Here is a 21,026-nt window from a genome sequence, read left to right as displayed (position 1 = left end):
CCCGGATCACGCAGCGTGATCGATGACGCGATCAGCCGCGCGGCTTCTCGCGCATCTCGTACGTCGCGATGACGTCGTCGATCTTGATGTCGTTGAAGTTTCCGAGGTTGATACCACCCTCGAAGCCCTCGCGGATCTCGGTGACGTCGTCCTTGAAGCGGCGCAGACCGGAGATGGTGAGGTTCTCCGCGATGACCTTGCCATCGCGCAGCAGGCGCGCCTTGGTGTTGCGCTTGACCTCGCCGGACCGGACGAGCACACCGGCGATGTTGCCCAGCTTGGACGAGCGGAAGACCTCGCGGATCTCCGCCGTACCGAGCTCGACCTCTTCGTACTCCGGCTTGAGCATGCCCTTGAGGGCCGCCTCGACCTCTTCGATCGCCTGGTAGATGACCGAGTAGTAACGGACGTCCACACCCTCGCGCTCGGCCATCTGCGCGGCACGCCCTGCGGCGCGCACGTTGAAGCCGATCACGATGGCGTCGGAGCCCATCGCCAGGTCGATGTCGGACTCCGTGACCGCACCGACGCCGCGGTGCAGGATCCGGATGTCGACCTCTTCGCCGACGTCGAGCTGGAGCAGCGAGGCCTCAAGGGCCTCGACGGAACCGGACGCATCACCCTTGATGATGATGTTGAGGTCCTGCACCAGACCCGCCTTGAGCACCTGGTCGAGGTCCTCGAGGGACACCCGGCGGGTGCGCTTGGCGAACGCGGCGTTGCGCTCACGGGCGGCACGCTTCTCGGCGATCTGACGCGCGGTGCGGTCCTCGTCGACAACCAGGAAGTTGTCGCCGGCGCCCGGCACGTTGGTCAGACCGAGGACGAGAACCGGCGTCGAGGGCTCGGCGACCTCGACGTTCTCACCCTTGTCGTCGAGCATGGCGCGCACGCGGCCGTACGCGTCACCGGCGACCATCGTGTCGCCGACGCGCAGCGTGCCTCGCTGGACGAGGACGGTGGCGACAGCACCACGGCCCTTGTCCAGGTGGGCCTCGATCGCAATACCCTGCGCGTCCTGCTCCGGGTTGGCCCGCAGGTCGAGCGAGGCATCCGCGGTCAGGACCACGGCCTCGAGCAGAGAGTCGATGTTGAGACCCTGCTTGGCGGAGATGTCGACGAACATGGTGTCGCCGCCGTACTCCTCGGCCACCAGGCCGTACTCGGTCAGCTGACCGCGCACCTTGGTCGGGTCGGCACCCTCGACGTCGATCTTGTTGACCGCGACCACGATCGGCACGTCGGCCGCCTTGGCGTGGTTCAGCGCCTCGATCGTCTGCGGCATGACACCGTCGTTGGCCGCCACCACGAGGATCGCGATGTCGGTCGACTTGGCACCACGGGCACGCATGGCGGTGAACGCCTCGTGACCCGGGGTGTCGATGAAGGTGATCTTGCGCTCTTCGTCGTTGACCTCGGTCGTGACCTGGTAGGCACCGATGTGCTGGGTGATGCCACCGGCCTCGCCCTGGGCCACGTTCGTCTTGCGGATCGCGTCCAGAAGGCGGGTCTTACCGTGGTCGACGTGACCCATGACGGTCACGACCGGCGGACGCGCGACGAGGAACTCCTCGCCACCCTCGTCCTCACCGAACTCGATGTCGAAGGACTCGAGAAGCTCGCGGTCCTCCTCCTCCGGGCTGACGATCTCGACGGTGTAGTTCATCTCGCCGCCGAGCAGCTGCAGCGTCTCGTCCGAGACGGACTGCGTGGCGGTGACCATCTCGCCGAGGTTCATCATCACGGCGACGAGCGACGCCGGGTTGGCGTTGATCTTCTCCGCGAAGTCGGTCAGGGAAGCACCACGCGACAGGCGAACGGTCTCGCCGTTGCCGCGGGGCAGCATGACGCCGCCCACCGACGGGGCCTGCATGGCCTCGTACTCCTGGCGCCTCTGCCGCTTCGACTTGCGGCCACGACGCGCGGGACCGCCGGGACGGCCGAAGGCGCCCTGCGTGCCACCACGGCCACCCGGACCACCGGGACGACCACCGAATCCGGGACGGCCACCGCCGCCACCGAAGCCGCCGCCACCGGGACGACCGGCACCGCCGCCGCCACCGGGACCACCGGGACGACCGGCGAAACCGCCACCGCCGCCACCGGGACCGCTCGGACGACCGGCGAATCCGGGACGACCGCCGCCACCGGCACCGCCGGGACGACCGCCACCACCGGGACCACGGCCACCGCCGGGGCCACCACCGGGACGCGGGCCCGCAGCGGGACGCTGCGGCATCATGCCCGGGTTCGGACGGTTGCCGCCGCCGGGACGGGGACCGCCGGCACCGGCAGCGCCGCCCTGCGGACGAGGCATTCCGCCCGGAGTCGGACGGGGACCGCCCGGACCCTGGGGACGGGGACCGCCCTGGCCGGCGCCCTGCGGACGCGGGCCGCCGGGCGCACCCTGGCCACCCGGACGCGGGGCACCGCCGGGACGGGGCGCCTGCGGGCGGCCCATGCCGGTGGAACCGCCGGACGTGAAGGGGTTGTTGCCCGGACGCGGGCCGGCCGGACGGCCGCCCGGACGCGGGGCACCGGCGCCACCCTGGCCACCGGGACGCGCGGCGCCGCCGGGACGCGGGGCGCGCTCGCCCTGACCACCCTGCGAGGGGGCCGGACGGGAAGCGCCGGGCTTGGGCGCACCGGGACGTGCGGGACGCTCACCGGCAGGCTTCGGCGCCGCGGGGGCGGCCGGAGGCGCGGTGAACTCCGGAGTGGCCGGCGCGGGCTTGGGCGCCACGGCCGGCTTGGGGGCCGGGGCCGCGGGACGCGGACCGGGCGCGGGGGCCGCGGGCTTCTCAGCCGCGGGCTTGGGGGTCACCGGCGCGGGCTTCGGCGCGGCGGGGCGGGCCCCGGGCGTCGGAGCCGATGCGGCCGGCTTCGCGGCGGCCGGCTTCGGCGCCGCAGGCTTGGCAGGGGACGCCTTCTTGGCGGCGCCGCCGCCACCGGGTCCCTGCAATGCGTCAGTCAATTTGCGTACAACGGGCGCCTCGATCGTCGAGGACGCCGAACGTACGAATTCACCGAGTTCTTGGAGCTTGGCCATGACGACCTTGCTCTCAACTCCGAACTCCTTGGCGAGTTCGTATACCCGGACCTTAGCCACTTCGCTCCTTTTAGGTCCGGGTTACGCCGGACCGTCGCTACTTCATGGGCGTACTCATCGCGTGCTCATCGAGTGCTCATCGCAATCTCGACCTACTTCCAACTCGCGGGGTACCTAGACCGCACGGGGCTCCGTGCGGCACGTCTTCTTACGGTTGCGCCTGCTCGACATACCGGCGCAGGGCCGCGGTGTCGAGCGGTCCCTCGGCGCGCAGCGCCCTCGGGAACGCCCGGCGGCGGACCGCCGTGTCGATACAGACCAGGGCGGGGTGTACATACGCACCCCGGCCGGGCAGCGTACCGCGCGGGTCGGGGGCACATGCGCCCTCGATCAACACGGTCCGCAGCAGATCGCGCTTGGCCGCTCGCTCCCGGCATCCCACACAGGTTCGCTCAGGGCAGGCGCGGGCGTGCGTCCGGCCAGACATCGTTAAGTCTACCTCCCCGCACCGACCTCACCCCTTCGGGGCAAGATTCGAATGACTGAGCGCTTCAAATACGGCGCGATCTTTGCGCCGCCGTCGGCGCGATCTTTGCGCCGTGATCGGCCGGGGCCACGTGCCACAACCGGCCGAGGGCACGGGAGCTCAACGCTCCCGCACCCCCTTCGCTATTCCCCGGCCTGCTCCGTGTCCGGCCGGATGTCGATCCGCCAGCCGGTCAGCCGTGCGGCGAGGCGGGCGTTCTGGCCCTCCTTGCCGATGGCCAGCGAGAGCTGGTAGTCGGGGACCGTCACACGGGCCGAACGGGCCGCGAGGTCCACGATCTCGACCTTGGAGACCCGCGCCGGCGAGAGCGCGTTGGCCACCATCTCGGCCGGGTCGTCGGACCAGTCCACGATGTCGATCTTCTCGCCGCCGAGCTCGGCCATGACATTGCGCACGCGGCCGCCCATCGGGCCGATGCAGGCACCCTTGGCGTTCAGACCGGAGCGCGTCGACCGTACGGCGATCTTGGTGCGGTGGCCGGCCTCGCGGGCGATCGCGGAGATCTCGACGGAACCGTCGGCGATCTCGGGGACCTCCAGCGCGAAGAGCTTCTTGACCAGGTTGGGGTGCGTGCGCGAGAGCGTCACGGACGGGCCGCGCACACCCTTGGCCACGCGCACCACGTACGAGCGCAGCCGCTGGCCGTGCGGGTACTCCTCGCCCGGGACCTGCTCCTGCACCGGCAGGATGGCCTCGAGCTTGCCGATGTCGACAAGGACATTCTTCGGGTCGCGGCCCTGCTGGACCACGCCCGTGACGATGTCGCCCTCGCGGCCGGCGTACTCGCCCATCGTGGCGTCGTCCTCGGCGTCGCGCAGCCGCTGCAGGATGACCTGCTTCGCGGTGGTCGCGGCGATCCGGCCGAAGCCCGAGGGGGTGTCGTCGAACTCGCGCGCCTCCTGGCCCTCTTCGAGGTCCTCGGCGTCTTCCTTCGCCCACACCGTCACATGGCCGGTGTTCTTGTCGAGTTCCACACGCGCCCGGCGGCGGCTGCCTTCGGTGCGGTGGTAGGCGATCAGGAGGGCCGATTCGATCGCCTCGACGAGGAGGTCGAAGGAGATCTCCTTCTCCCGGACCAGACCCCGCAGGGCACTCATGTCGATGTCCACGGCTACGCCTCCTTCTCTGCGTCTACGTCTGCTACGTCTACGTCGGATTCGTTCTTGCTCTTGCGGTTGAACTCGATCTCCACCCGCGCCTTGGCGACGGAGTCGAAAGCGATACGGCGGGAGGTGGGCTTGCGGCCCTTCACCCCCGGGACCTCGAGGTCGAGGCCCTCCTCGTCCACGCCGAGGATGCGCGCGATCAGCTCGCCGCCCTCGGTCAGCTGGAACTTCACGAGGCGGCCGGTCGCACGCACATAGTGGCGGTGCTCGGTGAGGGGGCGGTCGGCTCCGGGAGAGGTGACCTCGAGGACGTACTCGCCATTGCCCATGGCGTCGGTCTCGTCCAGCTTCTCGGAGATCTCACGGCTCAGCTCGGCACAGGTGTCCAGCTGGACGCCTTCGTCGGAGTCGACCACGACACGCAGCACACGACGCTTACCGGCGGGAGTCACAGTGATCTCTTCGAGATCCAGATCCTTGGCGCCGACGAGCGGTTCAAGCAGACCGCGCAGCCTCTCGCTCTGGGTGGTGCTCATCCGGGTGACTCCTCGGCCGCGTGTGCTGTTGTGGGTTTCTCGCGTGTCAGGTCAAAGGGTATCCGGTCGCGCGGGGTGTTGCCGCCCGCCCGTCGCCGGTCACCGCCGCCGCGATGCGTGCCGCGCGGCCCCCGCGGGGCGGCATCGGGGCGCAGTCGGGCGCATCACGGCGCCGTGGGGTGTCCCGCTCACCGTTCCCGAACCCTTGCGCGGGTACGGTGATCACTGCCCCGTTCCCCGGGGACCACCACCGTGCCCCTTGACCGCCCCGAGGACGTCCGCCGTGCCGTACGACGAACCGCTCCCCCGGCCCGCCCGTACCGGGCCGCGCCGCAGGAGTCTGCTGACCGGGGCCGTGACGGCCGCGGGTGCCGCACTGCTCACCGCCTGCTCGGACGACGGCGAGGACACCGGCTCGTCCGGAGCCGCGGGCCGCAGGCCGAGCGCCGCGCAGGTGCGGGCACAGATCGCCAAGGACAGCTCCGGGCTGCTCGCCGAGTACGAGGCCGCGCTCGCCGCGCATCCCGCGCTCACGGACCGGCTCGGACCGCTGCGTGCGAACGTGCTCGCCCATGTGAAGGCGCTCGGCGGCGCACCGAAGGCGAGCCCGAGTCCCGCGCGCAGCGCGCCCGTTCAGGCGCCGCTCGGCGAGAAGGTGACCCTGCGGCGGCTTGCCGACGCCGAGCGGGCGCTGGCCAAGAGCCGGCGCGGTGCGCTGGCGGAGCTGCCCGCCGAGGATGCCCGGCTGCTCGCGTCGATCGCGGCCGCCGGTGACGTACACGCGTATCTGCTGAGCGAGGCGGGGCGATGAACGACGAGCGCGACGAGAGCGACAGGGCCGCGGAGATCGCCGCGTACCAGGCGGCGCTGCGGGCCGAGCATGCCGCGGTCTACGGGTACGGGGTCGTCGGCGGGCGGATCCGCGAAGGGCGCAGGGACGAGGCGCGGTCGGCGTACGACGCGCACCGCTCGCGGCGCGACGAGCTGCAGCGCACGCTGCGCGACCTCGGCGCGCTGCCGGAGCAGGCCGCGGCGGCCTATGCGCTGCCGTTCCCGGTGCCGGACTCGGCTGCGGCGACGCGGCTCGCGGCCGAGCTGGAGGACAAGGTCGCGGGTGTGTACGCCGATGTCGTACGGGCCACGGCGGGCGAACGGCGGCGGGCCGCGGCGGACGTGCTGCGCGAGGCGGCGGTCCGCGCGGTGCGGTGGCGGGGCGGCAGCGTAGCCTTCCCTGGTCTCGCGGAACGGTTGGACCCGGCCGCGGGCGCGACGGCGACGAAGCCGCGGACCTGAGGGCCGACGAGGGGGTCGGCCGGGGCTCGACGGGCGTTGCGTCCAGGGCCCTGGCGGCGGGTGCGGGGCGCAGACCGCAGACTTGAGGAGCGGCTGCGGGCCGCAGACAGCAGGGCGAAAGGACACACTGGCGCATGGCTTTCGAAGCGCCGACACGGCTGGTACGGGCGCTCGGCGAGAGTGTCCGTGAGGCCGACGACGGCTGGCTCGACGCACTGCCGCGGCTTCTGGAGACAGCCGTCTCCGAGGGCGGACTCACCGTGGAGCGGCTGCAGTTGCCGGGTGGCCGCTCGAGTCTGGTGGCGCTCGTACGGGATGCCGCGGGCACACCCGCGGCGCTCAAGCTGGCGCCGCCCGGATCGCGTCCCGCGGCGGAGGCCGCGGCGCTCGCGCACTGGGACGGCCATGGCGCCGCGCGGCTGCTGAGCCCGGCGGACCAGGCGGCCTGCGGGATGCTGCTCGAACGTCTCCATGCCGATATGTCGGTACGTTCGCTGCCCGAGGCCAAGTCGATGCTGGAGGCCGCCGGGGCGCTGCGGCGTCTGTGGGTGGAGCCGCCGGCGTTCCCCTTCGAGACCGTGGCGGAGCGCACCGGGCGGCAGGCCGAGGCGATGCGCGCCTCGCTGACGGCAGGGGATCCGGTGGAGCCGCTGGTCACGGAGGCCCTGGCCGCGCGCGACGAGCTCCTGGCCACGCCGCCCGAGGAGCGGCTCCTGCACGGCACGTTCCGGCAGAGCAAGGTGCTCTCGGCGGAGCGGCTGCCGTGGCTCGCGGTCGGTCCGGACCCGGTGGTCGGCGAGTGCGCCTTCGATCTGGCCCGGCTCGTACGCGACCGGGTCGAGGACGTGGTCGGCTCGCCGTCGGGTTCGTCGATCACCCGCCGCCGCGTCAAGCGCCTGGCGGAGTCCCTCGACGTGGACGCGGCACGGCTGCGCGGCTGGACGCTGTTCCGGGCGGTGGAGTCCGGGGTGCGGGCGCGGCGGGTCGGGCGGGTGGCGGACTCGGAGTTGTTGTTGGAGTTCGCGGCCTGGTTGTAGGTGGTTGGGGGGGGCGCCTTCGTGTGCGGGCAGCCCCCTCCCGCCCGGGGGCCGAAGCCCTTTCCAGGCTATCGGCGCCCACTGACAACAGCGGCGGCGCACGGACCGGACAGGACGGCGAAGGGGCGGGCCCGGCCGGCACGCGATGTGCCGGCCGGGCCCGCCCCTTCGGTCATCCTTCGGCGGCGCCCTGCGGTCGTCCGCCAGTGCCGTTCGGTCACCCGCCGGCGGCGCGGCCTCAGCCCACCAGGCGTGCCACGGCCTCCGCCACCGGCAGCTCCTCGCGCTCGCCCGTGCGGCGGTCCTTCAGCTCGACGACGCCCTCGGCCGTACGGCGGCCCGCGACCAGGATCTTCGGGACGCCGATCAGCTCGGCGTCCGTGAACTTCACGCCCGGCGAGACGCCCGCGCGGTCGTCCACCAGAACCCGCAGGCCCTTGGCCTTGAGCTGCTCGGAGACCTCGAGGGCCAGCTCGATCTGGGCGGCCTTGCCCGCGGCGACCACGTGCACGTCGGCCGGGGCCACCTCTGCGGCCCAGACCAGGCCCTTGTCGTCGGCCGACTGCTCGGCGAGCGCGGCGACGGCACGCGAGATGCCGATGCCGTACGAGCCCATCGTGACGCGGACCGGCTTGCCGTTCTGGCCGAGCACGTCGAGCTGGAAGGCGTCGGCGTACTTGCGGCCGAGCTGGAAGATGTGGCCGATCTCGATGGCCCGGTCCAGCTTGAGGCCGGCGCCGCAGGACGGGCAGGGGTCGCCCTCCTGGACCACGACGACGTCGACGTACTCGGAGACCTCGAAGTCACGGCCCGCGACGACGTTCTTCGCGTGCTTGCCCTCCTTGTTGGCGCCCGTGATCCACGAGGTGCCGGGGGCGATGCGCGGGTCGGCGAGGTAGGTGACCTTCTCCAGACCCTGCGGGCCGACGTATCCCCGTACGAGATCGTCGCGGCCCTCGAAGTCCTCGGCCGTCACCAGCTCGACGAGCGCCGGGGCGAAGTGCGCCTCGACCTTGTCCATGTCGACCTCGCGGTCGCCGGGGACACCGATGGCGAAGATCTCGCCGTCGACCTTCACCAGGAGGTTCTTGAGGGTCGCGGAGGCCTCGACGCCGAGGTGGGCGGCGAGGGTCTCGATGGTCGGGGTGTCCGGGGTGTCCAGCTCCTCGACGGCACCGACGCCCTCGGCGTCCACCGGCTTGAGCGCGTACGTGATCGCCTCGGTGTTGGCCGCGTAGTCGCAGTTCGGGCAGTCGGCGAAGGTGTCCTCGCCGGCCGCGGCCGGGGCGAGGAACTCCTCGGACTTGGAGCCGCCCATGGCGCCGGCGGTCGCGGCGCAGATGCGGTAGTCGAGGCCGAGGCGCTCGAAGATCCGCTGGTACGCGGCGCGGTGCAGCGCGTAGGACTCGGCGAGGCCCTCGTCGGCGGTGTCGAAGGAGTACGAGTCCTTCATCAGGAACTCGCGGCCGCGCAGCACACCGGCGCGGGGACGGGCCTCGTCGCGGTACTTGGTCTGGATCTGGTAGAGGATGACCGGCAGGTCCTTGTAGGACGAGCACTGGTCCTTCACCAGCTGGGTGAAGATCTCCTCGTGGGTCGGGCCGAGCAGGTAGTCCGCGCCCTTGCGGTCCTTGAGGCGGAACAGCTCGGCGCCGTACTCCTCCCAGCGGCCGGTCGCCTCGTACGGCTCACGCGGAAGCAGCGCGGGGAGCAGCACCTCCTGGGCGCCGACGGCGTCCATCTCCTCGCGTACGACGCGCTCCACGTTGGAGAGCACCTTCAGGCCGAGCGGCAGCCAGGACCAGACACCGGCGGCGGTACGGCGGACATAGCCGGCGCGGACGAGCAGCTTGTGGCTCAGGACCTCGGCGTCCGCCGGGTCGTCGCGCAGTGTCTTGATCATCAACTTCGACATGCGCGTGACCTGGGCCATGGTTCTGCTCTCCTGCGGGCTTTGTTCGTGGTGTGTGCGTTGGAGGTTAGCCGGGGGCAGGCGGTCGGCGGTAATCGGTTTGGGGTTCGCCCCCTGCGCCCGGTGAGGCCCGGTGCGCTCAATGCGCTCAATGCGCTCTGCGCAGGGGCAGGGGGGCGCCCATCACCGCGTACGGCTTCGGGGCGCTGGGGAACAGGACCTGGCGGGCCAGGTCCTCGTAGCCGAGGGAGCGGTACAGGCCGCGGGCCGGGCTCTCCCGGTCGATCGCGGAGAGGATCGAGCGGGGCTGGGCGGCGGCGTCGGTGATCGTGGTGATCAGGGCGCGGCCGATGCCCTGGTTCTGGTGGCCGGGGTCGACGTGGAGTTCGGTGATGACGAAGGAGTCGTCCAGCCAGAAGTCCAGGCCGCGGCTGCGCAGATACGGTTCGACGACGGTGGACCACCAGTGGCTGCGGTCGTTGGGCATGCCGTAGACGAAACCGACGAGACGGTTGTCGGGGGTGGTCGCGCCCAGTGCTCTCGCGCCGGGGTAGCCGAGGTGGCGCAGCACGATCTGTCGGCGTACCGCGATCTCGTCGTCGCTCAGCCCGAAGGCCCGGGCCTGTACGGCCAGCGCCTCGTCGACCCGCAGCGCGAGGTCGAGGGCCCCGATCACGACGTCGTCTGTCATGCGGGAACCCTAACGCCCGGTGGGCGTGGTCAGAACAGGTCTCCGGGCAGGTCTCGGAACAGGTCTCCGAGAAGGCCTCAGAACAAGACGCTCATGAACGCGCCGACTTCCTCGAAGCCGACCCGGCGGTACGCGGCCCGCGCGGGCGTGTTGTAGTCGTTGACATAGAGGCTGACGACCGGGGCGACGTCGGCAAGTGCATAGCGCAGGACGGCCGCCATGCCCGTGACGGACAGGCCCTGGCCGCGGTACGCGGGGTCGACCCAGACGCCTTGGATCTGGCAGGCGGTCGGGGTCGCGGCGCCGATCTCGGCCTTGAAGACGACCTTGCCGCCCTCGATGTGCGCGAAGGACCGTCCGGCGCCGACGAGTTCGGCGACGCGCGCCTGGTAGAGCAGGCCGCCGTCGCCGGCCATCGGCGAGACGCCGACCTCCTCGGTGAACATGGCCACGCACGCCGGCATGATCACGTCCATTTCGTCCTTACGGATCCTGCGGACGTACGGGTTCGGGGTGATGTCCTCGGGCATCCGGTCCGTGACCATGAGGGGCTGGTGGGCGCGGACTTCCCTGGCCGGGCCCCAGTTGGGCTCGAGGAGCTTCCACAGCAGGGTGGTGGAGTCGGCGGGGCCGACGATCGAGGAGCAGCGGCGGCCGGCGCGGCGGGCGCGGTCGGCGAAGGCGCGTACGGCTTCGGGGCCCGCGCAGATGGGGACGAGATTGGCGCCCGCGTAGCAGAGCGAGCGGAGCCTGCCGCCCTCGTACCAGCCCCACATCTCGCCGCCGAGGCGCCAGGGGTCGAGGCCTGCGACCTGGACCCGGCTGGTGACGAAGGCGTTGTGCACGGGCTCGCGCTCCAGGATCTCGAGCGCGGCGTCGAGATCGCCGGGTTCGAGGACCCTGGTGGTCGTCTGGGTCAACACTGTTCGCGGAAGCCTCACCGTACGGGTTGCGGATCTCCGCACTGTACCTGGGCTGCGGGTGGGTTGCCCCTCGCGTTTTCGGGGACCTTTCCGTGGGTGCCCCGGGGCTCGCGCCCCATGCCGCTCCGCCGCTCCGCGGCGGTGGTCGGGTGCGGGGACTCCGGCCCCGGCCCCTGGCCCCCGGCTCCTGGCTCCTGGCGCGCCGCCCCGGGAGCGGCTGGGCTCTCGCCCCTTGTTGCTCCGCCGCTCCGCGGCGGAAGGGTGCCCTGAGGGCTGACGCCCCCAGACCTCCACGCCGCCAGCGCCCCACGCCGCCAGCCCCCTTCGGCCGCCGCTCCGCACCGGACACCTCCGGGGGCTCCGCCCCCTGGACCCCCGACACCGGGACTTCGCACCGGGAACGGCCGGCGCGTACCCCGCGCTGTTCCGCCGCTGCGCGGGGTACGGCCGGCTCGCACCTCTCGCTTGTCCGCCGCTGCGCGGCGGTGATCGGGGTGCGGGGCTGACGCCCCAGCCCCATGGCCCTCCCTCTGGGCCCCGGCGCCGGCACTCCAGGCACGGCTGGTTTGTGCCCTGGTTGCCTGCCCCGCTGCTCCGCTACCCCGCTGCCCCGCTGCTCCGCTACCCCGCTGCTCCGCTGCGGAGAGTTGGTCGGGGGCTGACGCCCCGAGCCCTCTGGGCCGCCCACTCCGGCAGACCGGCTTGGCCGACGCACCGCGACGGGCTTCTCCGGGCACCCGTCCCCTGGGCTCCTGGTGCCGGGCCTCCCGTACCGGGAAGTTCACAGAGGCCGGTACGTGGCCTGTCCCGGCCTGGCCCCCGCGCCGGGCAATCTCCCGTTCCGCGGTCCGTGTCCGGCCGGACCGGCACAATGGCGCGCGTGTGGGGGACTCGTGTGGTGGGCGTCGTGGTGTTCGGGGCCGTGGTGATGGCGGCCGGATGTGCGCGGGTGCAGGACGATCCGCGGACGGCAGGGAGCAGACCGTCCGCGAGCTCCGGTGTGCTGGGGCTTTGTCCGCCGGAGACGGTCGAGCAGGGCGAGCCCTCGCCGTGCATCACGTCCAGTGAGGCGGACAAGTACGCGGAGAATCACGCGTTCCGCGCCGAGATGCCGATCACCGCTCAGGAGCGGGTGGATGCCGAGGGCAAGAGGGCGGCGTTGGAGGCGGCCCTGCGTGAGCTCGGGGCCGGGGCCGACGAAGCGGCCGCGCGGGCCGCGGCGGCGGAGGCGCTCGGGTTGCCCACCAGTTCCGTCGAGGTGAAGGCGGCCGGCTTCGGCGTCCCCGACGGCGGGCTCTCCGTCGGCGGTGGCGAAGGCAAGGTGTGTGTCAACGGATCGCTGGATGCGGAGGGGTTGGCGCGGGCCGAAGTGGCCGGCCGCACCAACGACGGCACGTGCCTTCCCGGAGACGGCGGACACTGACGCGGCGCGACGCTCCCCTGCCAGGAAGCCCGCCGGGCCCAGCCACGAAAGCCTGCCCCGTGTGCCAGGGGGCCCGTCGCCCAGCCACGAAAGCCTGCCCTCTGCGCCAGGAAGCCCGTCGGCCCAGCCAATGAATCCCGTCGCCCCTGAGAGAAGACCCGACGGCCTCAGCCACGAAGCCATCGACCCTGGCAGAAGACCCGTCCGCCTCAGCCACAACGCCGTCGCCCCTGCCAGGAGACCCGCCCGCCTCAGCCACAACGCCGTCGCCCCTGCCAGGAGACCCGCCCGCCTCAGCCACAACGCCGTCGCCCCTGCCAGGAGACCCGCCCGCCTCAGCCAGGTAGCCGGCCTTTCCCGCCAAGGCCCGACGGCTCTGCCGCCGTGCACGCCGGTGCTGCCGGTCCTGCCGGTCCTGCCGGTCCTGCCGGTCCTGCCGGTCCTGCCGGTCCTGCCGGTCCTGCCGGTCCTGCCGGAAGGCGGCGTACCGCCGGGGTGCGCGCCCATGCCGCCAGGAGGCGCGTGCCGCCAAGCGTGGGCGCCAAGCCCGGCCGCCGCCCAGGCCCAGGCGCGCCAACGCCCCGCAGGATCCTTGTCCCACGGGGCGTAAGCGAAGAAAAGAAGAGGGTCAGCCCGCGACCGAGACCGAGGGCTCGCCCGACATGACGCCGTCCTTCTCCATCTGCTCGGCGATCTTCATCGCCTCCTCGATCAGCGTCTCGACGATCTTCGACTCGGGGACGGTCTTGATGACCTCGCCCTTGACGAAGATCTGGCCCTTGCCGTTGCCGGAGGCGACGCCGAGGTCGGCCTCGCGGGCCTCGCCCGGGCCGTTGACGACGCAGCCCATGACCGCGACGCGCAGCGGGACCTCCATGCCTTCGAGACCGGCGGTCACCTCGTCCGCGAGCTTGTAGACGTCGACCTGGGCGCGGCCGCAGGACGGGCAGGAGACGATCTCGAGGCGGCGCTGACGCAGGTTGAGGGACTCCAGGATCTGGATGCCGACCTTGACCTCCTCGGCGGGGGGCGCCGAGAGGGACACACGGATCGTGTCGCCGATGCCCTCGGAGAGCAGCGCGCCGAACGCGACCGCGGACTTGATCGTGCCCTGGAAGGCCGGGCCCGCCTCGGTGACGCCGAGGTGCAGCGGGTAGTCGCACTGGGCGGCGAGCTGGCGGTAGGCGTTGACCATCACGACCGGGTCGTTGTGCTTGACCGAGATCTTGATGTCCTGGAAGCCGTGCTCCTCGAAGAGGGAGGCCTCCCACAGGGCCGACTCGACGAGCGCTTCCGGGGTCGCCTTGCCGTACTTCTTGAGCAGACGCGCATCGAGCGAACCGGCGTTGACGCCGATGCGGATCGGAGTGCCCGCGGCCTTCGCGGCCTGGGCGATCTCCTTGACCTTGTCGTCGAACTGCTTGATGTTGCCCGGGTTCACACGGACCGCGGCGCAGCCCGCGTCGATCGCCGCGAACACGTACTTCGGCTGGAAATGGATGTCCGCGATCACCGGGATCTGGGACTTGCGCGCGATGGTCGCGAGCGCGTCCGCGTCGTCCTGCGTGGGACAGGCGACGCGCACGATCTGGCAGCCGGACGCGGTCAGTTCGGCGATCTGCTGCAGCGTCGCGCCGATGTCCGAGGTGCGCGTGGTGGTCATCGACTGCACCGAGACGGGCGCATCGCCGCCGACCGCCACGGTGCCGACCTGGATCTGCCGTGCGCGACGGCGCTCGGCGAGCTTGGTCGGTACGGACGGCATTCCCAGAGAAATCGCAGTCATCTGCTGTGCAACCCCAAGGTGTGGATCATGGACCCGGAAGTCCCCGGATGGGCGGGCTCCGGCGTTCGAGGTTACGCCACGGGCCTTGGCCCGAGCACACCAGCGCCGTAAGTCCACTCAATGGTGGCGGCCGGGCACATAGCGTGCCCGACCGCCGTGAAGCAAGAGTTATCAGCTGATTCTGACCGGGTTGACGACGTCCGCGATCAGTACGAGCAGTGTGAAGCAGACGAAGATTCCGGCCACGACGTAGGCGACCGGCATCAGCTTCGCGACGTCGAAGGGCCCCGGGTCGGGGCGCTTCAGGAGCCGCGCCACATTGCGCCGCAGCGACTCCCAGAGCGCGCCCGCGATGTGACCGCCGTCGAGCGGGAGCAGCGGGAGCATGTTGAACAGGAAGAGCGAGAGGTTGAAGCCCGCGACCAGGAACAGCATCATCGCGATCTGGTTCTCCGGCGGGATGTCGAGCGTGAACACCTCGCCGCCGACGCGGGCCGCGCCCACCACACCCATCGGGGAGTCCTGCGCGCGTTCGCCGTCGCCGAAGGCCGCGTCCCACAGGGCGGGGATCTTGGAGGGCAGGGCGATCAGGGACTCCACGCCGTTCTGCATCATCTCGCCCATGCGGTCCACGGACTCGGTGAAGGACTGCTCGACGATCCCGGAGGCCGGGGTGAAGCCGAGGAAGCCGGCGTCCACGTACTGGCCCTCGACATAGCCGCCGTCACCGTCGGTCTTGCTGACCTGGTTCTTGATCAGGTCGGCGTGCAGGACCTTCTCGGTGCCCTTGCGCTCGACCGTGATCGTGGCCGGGCCGATGGTGTCGCGGATCTTGGACTGGAGCGTGGACCAGTCGTCGAGCCGCTCGCCGTTGAACGCCACGATCTTGTCGCCGGCCTGGAGGCCCGCGGCCTTGGCCGGCGTCTCCGGGTCGCCCTTCGCGCACTTCGTACGGTTCTCGCTGGCGGAGATCACGCAGTCGGAGACGCGGCTGACGGTGGTCGTCTGCTCGTTCCAGCCGAAGGTCATCAGGACGCCGAGGAAGATCGCGACGGCCAGGATGAGGTTCATGAACGGCCCGGCGAACATCACGATCACGCGCTTCCACGGCTTGCGCGTGTAGAAGAGCCGCGTCTCGTCGCCCGGCTTGAGCTCCTCGAAGGCGGCCGACCGCGCGTCCTCGATCATCCCGCGCCACGGTGAGGTGGAGCGCGCTTCGAGCTTGCCGTCCGGGCCAGGCGGGAACATGCCGATCATGCGGATGTAGCCGCCGAGCGGAATGGCCTTGATGCCGTACTCGGTCTCGCCCTTGTTCCGCGACCAGAGGGTGGGCCCGAAGCCCACCATGTACTGCGGTACGCGGATCCCGAACATCTTGGCCGTGGAGAGATGCCCCAGCTCGTGCCACGCGATCGAGAAGAGCAGGCCGATCACGAAGACGACTATGCCGAGGATCATCATCAAGGTCGTCATGCACGAGCCTCCGCGGTCGCCTGCTGGGTCTCATCCGTACCGGAAGTACGGGACGTACGGGTGGATCGGGCCGGAAGCCCGGCCAGTTCGCGGGCCCGGGCGCGCGCCCAGGTCTCCGCATCGAGGACGTCCGCAACGGTCAGGGAAGTTCCCGAACGGGGTGTGCCGTGTTCGGCGACGACCTCGGTGACGGTGTCCATGATCCCGTTGAACGGAAGCGAACCCTTCAGGAAGGCCTCCACACACTCCTCGTTGGCGGCATTGAACACTGCTGGAGCCGTCCCCGCGAGCTCCCCCACATGCCGGGCGAGCCCCACCGAGGGGAAGGCCTCGGTGTCGAGCGGGAAGAACTCCCAGCTGGAGGCCTTGGTCCAGTCGAACGCGGGTGCCGCGTCCGGGATCCGCTCGGGCCAGCCGATGCCGATCGCGATCGGTCCGCTCATGTCCGGCGGGGTGGCCTGGGCAAGGGTGGAGCCGTCGGTGAACTCGACCATGGAGTGCACGTACGACTGCGGGTGGACGACGACCTCGATGCGGTCGAAGGGGATGTCGTAGAGCAGGTGCGCCTCGATGACTTCGAGGCCCTTGTTGACGAGTGTCGCGCTGTTGACCGTGATCACCGGGCCCATGGCCCAGGTCGGGTGGGCGAGCGCGTCCTCGGGTGTGACGTCCGCGAGTTCCGCTCTCGTACGGCCGCGGAAGGGGCCGCCGGACGCGGTCACCACGAGCTTGCGCACATCGGCGCGGGTGCCGGCGGCGAGCGCCTGGAACAGGGCCGCGTGCTCGGAGTCGACCGGGATGATCTGCCCGGGCTTGGCGAGCGCCTTGACCAGCGGGCCGCCGACGATCAGCGACTCCTTGTTGGCGAGCGCGAGGGTGCGGCCCGCTTCCAGAGCGGCGAGGGTCGGGGCGAGTCCGATGGAACCCGTGATGCCGTTGAGCACGGTGTGGCAGTCCGAGGCGGCGACCTCGGTGGCGGCGTCGGGTCCGGCGAGGATCTCGGGCAGCGGCTCGGTGCTTCCGTACTGCGCCTCGAGCGCCTCGCGCAGCGCGGGCACCGCCTCCTCCTGGGCGACCGCGACGGTGCGCACCTTCAGGCGGTACGCCTGCTCGGCGAGGAGTCCGACCCGGCCGCCGTTCGCGGACAGGGCCGTGACCTTGAACCTGTCGGGGTTGCGCAGGACCAGGTCGACGGCCTGGGTGCCGATCGAACCGGTGGAGCCGAGGAGCGCGAGCTCGCGTGCTCCGTCTTCGAGGGAGACGGGGTCGAAGACGAGATGCGGATCGGCGAGGGGGGCTGGACTGTCGCTCATTCCCCCATTGTTGCCCCTTCGCCTGTGCTCCCAGGACCGGGTGTCACCTTTCCCCTACGGATGGATCACTTCCTTCCGCACCAGAACGGTGTACGGGCCGGCGTCGCGGCGCTCGAAGCGGCGCGGGTCGAAGAGCGCGGCGGGCAGGCGGGTGGGCAGGCTGATGCGGTTGGGCTGGTGCGGGTAGTTGTCGCGGCCGAGGTCGATTTCGTACGCGTGCGGGGCGCGGCGCAGCACGAATGCCTCAGGGGCGTCGTACGGGCCGTGGTCGAGGCGGGCGGTGAAGGCGGCGGGGTCCGTGAGCCGGGACCAGGCGCGGACCTCCTCGGTGCGGCCGGCGAAGTCGGCGAGCGGGTGGGCGTAGACGGGTTCGGCGGTGAGATAGCCGTGGTAGGCGGCGCCGGACATGAGGCGCCAGTTGTCGGTGAGGACGGTCAGCTCCTGGGGCGGGCGGCCGGTGATCTGCGCGAGGACGCGGATGATGTCGGCGGGCGGGCGCGGCCCGTAGGCGGTGTCGAACTCGTGGTGCAGCGCGTCGGGGACGGTCTGTACGGCGCCGAGGGCGAGCACGGCCGCCAGGGCGGCCACCGCCGCCGGCCGGATCCGCTCGCGCAGCCACGGCAGCGCCTCGGCCGCGGCGAGTACGCCGGAAGCGTACAGCGCGGCGAAGAGCACGGGGTGCACGCGGAAGGAGAGCAGGCTAGCGCCGAGCAGGACCGCCAACTGGCTGAGCAGGCACCACAGATAGCAGGCGGCGACGAGGGTGAGCAGGGCGCGGGCGAGGGTGTCGCGGTGGGCGCGGGCAAGCAGCCAGGCCGTGCCCGCCAGGCAGAGCACGCCGGTGACGGAGGGCTCGGTCATCGGCAGCGGGAAGGAGGTCTGCTGTACGGGGATGTATCGCAGGGCGGGATTGGGCGGCATTCCGGCGGGGAGCGCGGCGGCGAGGTAGGGACCCCAGACGATCAGCGCGAGCGGGAGCGCGACGGCCGCCACCGCGCTCAGCCGCAGCAGCAGGGTGCGCAGTCCGCGGCGGCGCAGGAACGTGAGGGCCATGACGGTCAGGGCGAGGGCCCAGAACGCGGCGAGCAGGGTGTAGGTGAGCGCGGCGATTCCCAGGTAGAGCCCGCAGCCGAGCAGGACGGCGCGCGGGGCGCGGCGGGCCGCGAGGGCGCGGTGGGCGAGCACGGCGAGCGGCGGCATGGGGGCGGCGACGATCCACGCGTACGGCTCGTGCACGCCGAACGCGGTTGCCTGGAACGCGCTCAGCAGGGTGGCCACGGCGAGCGGCAGGGCGAAGCGGGGCGTCACGATCCGGGACCAGAGGCCGTACGCGAGCGCGGTGCCGAGCGCCACCGTGGTGATCGCGGCCGGCTTGTACGCGGTCCAGGCCTCGGCGCCGGCGAGGTGGGCGGCGCGTCCGGTGAGCCAGAACCAGGCGGGCGGGTAGAGCGGGGGCAGTCCTTCGAAGGTGACGTCCGCGAGCCCTGCTTCGGCGGCGTACCGCGTCACGTACTGCGTACGGAACTGGTTGTCGCCGGTGAGGCCGCCGAGGAACAGCGGGGTGCCGTGCAGGGGCAGGGCGAGGATGCCGGCGGGGAGTGCGCCGAGCAGGGGGTACGCGGCGAGGCCGGGCCGGCCGCGCAGGGTGAGCCAGGCGAGCGCGGCCAGGAGCGTGGCGGTCGCGGCGGCTGTGGCGACGGTGTCGGCGCGGGTGGGTTCGGCGATGGGGAAGCGGGCCGCGGCGAACTGGACCAGAAGGGCGGCGGTCACGGCCAGGACCGCCCCGAGGGCCAGGTGGCGGCCGGGAACAGCCGGGGCGGGAGGCAGGCCGGCAGGGGCCGGGGCGGGCTTGGTGCGCTGCCGCACGGTGAGCGAGGTCATGTCCTCGTGAACGAGGGCGAATTATCGGCAGTTCGCCCGGTACGCGAAGACTTCATCGAGCCGTTGCCGGGTGGCCATCTGGCCACCCGGCAACGCCCGTCAGCGGATCGGCCGGTGCACGTTCTCCACCTTGGACGGTCCCGAGGTCGCGTCCGCGATCCACGGGCCGTCGCCGCTCAGGTCGACGATGCCGCTCTCCAGCCACTCGTACGCGCCGGACAGGACGCCCTTGACCACCTTGCGGTCCAGGTCGTCGGTGTTGGTCCACAGGCGGTTGAAGAGTTCGTCGACGCGGATGCGGGACTGGCGGCAGAAGACGTCGGCCAGCTGGTAGGCCTCGCGACCGTAGTCCTCGGTGGTGCGCAGGAGTTCGGCGCGTACGCAGACCGCGCTCATCGCGAAGAGCTCCGCGCCGATGTCGACGATCCGGCCGAGGAAGCCCTGCTTGGTCTCCATACGGCCCTGCCAGCGCGACATGGCGTAGAAGGTGGAGCGGGCCAGCTTGCGCGAGGTGCGTTCGACGAAGCGCAGGTGGCCGGAGAGGTCGGCGTGGCCTTCCGGGTGGAACTCCCCGTACGTACGCGGGAGTTGGCCGGGGCCCGCGACCAGCTTCGGCAGCCAGCGGGCGTAGAAGCCGCCGGCCCTGGCGCCGGCCTTCGCCTTGTCCGAGAGGGACTTGTCGGGGTCGATGAGGTCGCCCGCGACCTTCAGGTGGGCGTCGACGGCCTCGCGGGCGATGAGGAGGTGCATGATCTCGGTGGAGCCCTCGAAGATCCGGTTGATACGGAGGTCACGGAGGACCTGTTCGGCGGGGACCGCCCGTTCCCCCCGTGCGGCGAGGGACTCCGCCGTCTCGAAGCCGCGGCCGCCGCGGATCTGGACCAGCTCGTCGGCCATCAGCCAGGCCATCTCGGAGCCGTACAGCTTGGCGAGCGCGGCCTCGATCCGGATGTCGTTGCGGTCCTCGTCGGCCATCTGCGAGGAGAGGTCGAGGATCGCCTCGAGCGCGAAGGTGGTCGCGGCGATGAAGGAGATCTTGCCGCCGACGGCCTCGTGGTGCGCGACCGGCTTGCCCCACTGCTCCCGCTCCCCCGACCACTCGCGGGCGATCTTCAGACACCACTTGCCCGCGCCCACGCACATGGCGGGCAGCGAGAGCCGGCCGGTGTTGAGGGTGGTGAGAGCGATCTTCAGGCCCGCGCCCTCGGCGCCGATACGGCTCGACGCGGGGACCCTGACCTGGTGGAAACGGGTCACGCCGTTCTCCAGGCCGCGCAGGCCCATGAAGGCGTTGCGGTGCTCGACCGTGACGCCCTCGGCGGCGGCCTCCACGACGAAGGCCGTGATGCCGCCCTTGTGGCCCTCGGACTTGGGGACGCGGGCCATGACCACGAGGAGGTCGGCGACCACACCGTTCGTGGTCCACAGTTTCACGCCGTCGAGGATGTAGTCCTCGCCGTCGGGGATCGCGGTGGTCGCGAGGCGGGCCGGGTCGGAGCCGACGTCCGGTTCGGTGAGCAGGAACGCGGAGATGTCGGTGCGGGCCAGACGCGGCAGGAAGGTGTCCTTCTGCTCCTGGGTGCCGAAGAGCTTCAGGGGCTGGGGCACACCGATCGACTGGTGGGCCGAGAGCAGCGCGCCGAGCGCCGGGTTGGCGGAGCCGACGAGGGCGAGGGCCTTGTTGTAGTAGACCTGCGTCAGTCCGAGGCCGCCGTACTTGGTGTCGATCTTCATGCCGAGTGCGCCGAGCTCCTTGAGCCCGTTGATCACCTCGTCGGGGATCTTCGCCTCGCGCTCGATCCGCGCCCCGTCGATCTTCGACTCGCAGAAGTCCCGCAGTTTGGCCAGGAACTCCTCACCGCGCTGGGCGTCCTCGTCGGCGGGCATGGGGTGCGGGTGGACCAGATCGAGGCGGAAGCGGCCGAGGAACAGCTCCTTGGCGAAGCTGGGTTTGCGCCAGTCCTGCTCGCGGGCCGCCTCCGCGACCTGCCGGGCTTCGCGCTCGCTCACGGACGGTTTCGAAGTTGGTGCGCTCATCGGGCTCACCTCGCCGTGG

Annotated in this window: 16 protein-coding genes; 4 read left to right on the top strand and 12 right to left on the bottom strand. The window is 71.5% G+C overall.

The window, feature by feature from the left end; genetic code table 11:
* Positions 1-31: 31 nt before the first annotated feature.
* The 4 genes from infB to rimP form a co-directional block, all read right to left on the bottom strand.
* Entirely contained in the window at positions 32-3,109 is a 3,078-nt protein-coding gene (gene infB / locus H9Y04_RS47690; RefSeq protein ID WP_187812252.1) for a translation initiation factor IF-2, read from the bottom strand.
* 148 nt (positions 3,110-3,257) lie between these two features.
* On the bottom strand, positions 3,258-3,536 hold the full coding sequence (locus H9Y04_RS04070) for a YlxR family protein (protein ID WP_187812251.1): 279 nt from the start codon (positions 3,534-3,536) through the stop codon (positions 3,258-3,260).
* 182 nt (positions 3,537-3,718) lie between these two features.
* A complete protein-coding gene (gene nusA, locus H9Y04_RS04065; RefSeq protein WP_187812250.1) occupies positions 3,719-4,705 on the bottom strand; it encodes a transcription termination factor NusA in 987 nt (328 codons plus the stop codon).
* A gap of 2 nt (positions 4,706-4,707) precedes the next feature.
* Entirely contained in the window at positions 4,708-5,238 is a 531-nt protein-coding gene (gene rimP, locus H9Y04_RS04060) for a ribosome maturation factor RimP (protein ID WP_187812249.1), read from the bottom strand.
* 283 nt (positions 5,239-5,521) lie between these two features.
* Between rimP and H9Y04_RS04055 the strand changes: the two genes are divergently transcribed.
* The 3 genes from H9Y04_RS04055 (at position 5,522) to H9Y04_RS04045 (ending at position 7,568) form a co-directional block, all read left to right on the top strand.
* Positions 5,522-6,049 carry a hypothetical protein gene (locus H9Y04_RS04055; RefSeq protein ID WP_187812248.1) on the top strand — a complete coding sequence of 176 codons (528 nt, stop codon included), beginning with the start codon at positions 5,522-5,524 and terminating at the stop codon, positions 6,047-6,049.
* Complete coding sequence (locus H9Y04_RS04050) at positions 6,046-6,531, top strand: ferritin-like domain-containing protein (RefSeq protein WP_187812247.1); 486 nt, start codon at positions 6,046-6,048, stop codon at positions 6,529-6,531. The genes H9Y04_RS04055 and H9Y04_RS04050 overlap by 4 nt, the downstream gene beginning before the upstream one ends.
* Before the next feature lie 134 nt (positions 6,532-6,665).
* Positions 6,666-7,568, top strand: a complete 903-nt coding sequence (locus tag H9Y04_RS04045) for an aminoglycoside phosphotransferase family protein (RefSeq protein ID WP_187812246.1) — start codon at positions 6,666-6,668, stop codon at positions 7,566-7,568.
* A gap of 238 nt (positions 7,569-7,806) precedes the next feature.
* On the opposite strand, the gene H9Y04_RS04040 is transcribed toward H9Y04_RS04045, so the two are convergent.
* From H9Y04_RS04040 to H9Y04_RS04030, 3 genes are all read right to left on the bottom strand, one after another.
* The gene (locus tag H9Y04_RS04040; protein ID WP_187812245.1) at positions 7,807-9,501 is read right to left on the bottom strand and encodes a proline--tRNA ligase; all 1,695 of its coding nucleotides are present in this window, start codon (positions 9,499-9,501) and stop codon (positions 7,807-7,809) included.
* Between the two features lie 127 nt (positions 9,502-9,628).
* Positions 9,629-10,171, bottom strand: coding sequence for a GNAT family N-acetyltransferase (locus H9Y04_RS04035; protein WP_187812244.1), 543 nt, complete (start codon positions 10,169-10,171; stop codon positions 9,629-9,631).
* Between the two features lie 77 nt (positions 10,172-10,248).
* Positions 10,249-11,091 (bottom strand): GNAT family N-acetyltransferase, encoded by an 843-nt coding sequence (locus H9Y04_RS04030; RefSeq protein ID WP_187812303.1) that lies wholly within the window; start codon positions 11,089-11,091, stop codon positions 10,249-10,251.
* Between the two features lie 883 nt (positions 11,092-11,974).
* Between H9Y04_RS04030 and H9Y04_RS04025 the strand changes: the two genes are divergently transcribed.
* The gene (locus tag H9Y04_RS04025; protein WP_187812243.1) at positions 11,975-12,517 is read left to right on the top strand and encodes a precorrin-3B C(17)-methyltransferase; all 543 of its coding nucleotides are present in this window, start codon (positions 11,975-11,977) and stop codon (positions 12,515-12,517) included.
* Positions 12,518-13,145: 628 nt separating this feature from the next.
* Here the strand turns inward: H9Y04_RS04025 and ispG are convergent.
* The 5 genes from ispG to H9Y04_RS04000 all read right to left on the bottom strand — a co-directional run bounded on the left by ispG (position 13,146) and on the right by H9Y04_RS04000 (position 21,007).
* Positions 13,146-14,303 (bottom strand): flavodoxin-dependent (E)-4-hydroxy-3-methylbut-2-enyl-diphosphate synthase, encoded by a 1,158-nt coding sequence (gene ispG, locus H9Y04_RS04020; protein ID WP_187812242.1) that lies wholly within the window; start codon positions 14,301-14,303, stop codon positions 13,146-13,148.
* A 171-nt stretch (positions 14,304-14,474) separates the two neighbouring features.
* Positions 14,475-15,776: a M50 family metallopeptidase gene (locus tag H9Y04_RS04015; protein WP_187812241.1), complete on the bottom strand. Its 1,302-nt coding sequence runs from the start codon at positions 15,774-15,776 to the stop codon at positions 14,475-14,477.
* Complete coding sequence (dxr, locus tag H9Y04_RS04010; RefSeq protein WP_236070576.1) at positions 15,773-17,089, bottom strand: 1-deoxy-D-xylulose-5-phosphate reductoisomerase; 1,317 nt, start codon at positions 17,087-17,089, stop codon at positions 15,773-15,775. The genes H9Y04_RS04015 and dxr overlap by 4 nt, the downstream gene beginning before the upstream one ends.
* 54 nt (positions 17,090-17,143) lie before the next feature.
* Positions 17,144-18,970: an arabinofuranosyltransferase gene (locus H9Y04_RS04005; RefSeq protein WP_187812240.1), complete on the bottom strand. Its 1,827-nt coding sequence runs from the start codon at positions 18,968-18,970 to the stop codon at positions 17,144-17,146.
* A 99-nt stretch (positions 18,971-19,069) separates the two neighbouring features.
* Positions 19,070-21,007, bottom strand: a complete 1,938-nt coding sequence (locus H9Y04_RS04000; protein WP_187812239.1) for an acyl-CoA dehydrogenase family protein — start codon at positions 21,005-21,007, stop codon at positions 19,070-19,072.
* Between the last annotated feature and the right edge of the window lie 19 nt (positions 21,008-21,026).

Source organism: Streptomyces polyasparticus, assembly GCF_014493765.1.
GTDB lineage: Bacteria > Actinomycetota > Actinomycetes > Streptomycetales > Streptomycetaceae > Streptomyces > Streptomyces polyasparticus.
This window is presented reverse-complemented; position numbering and strand designations above follow the sequence as displayed.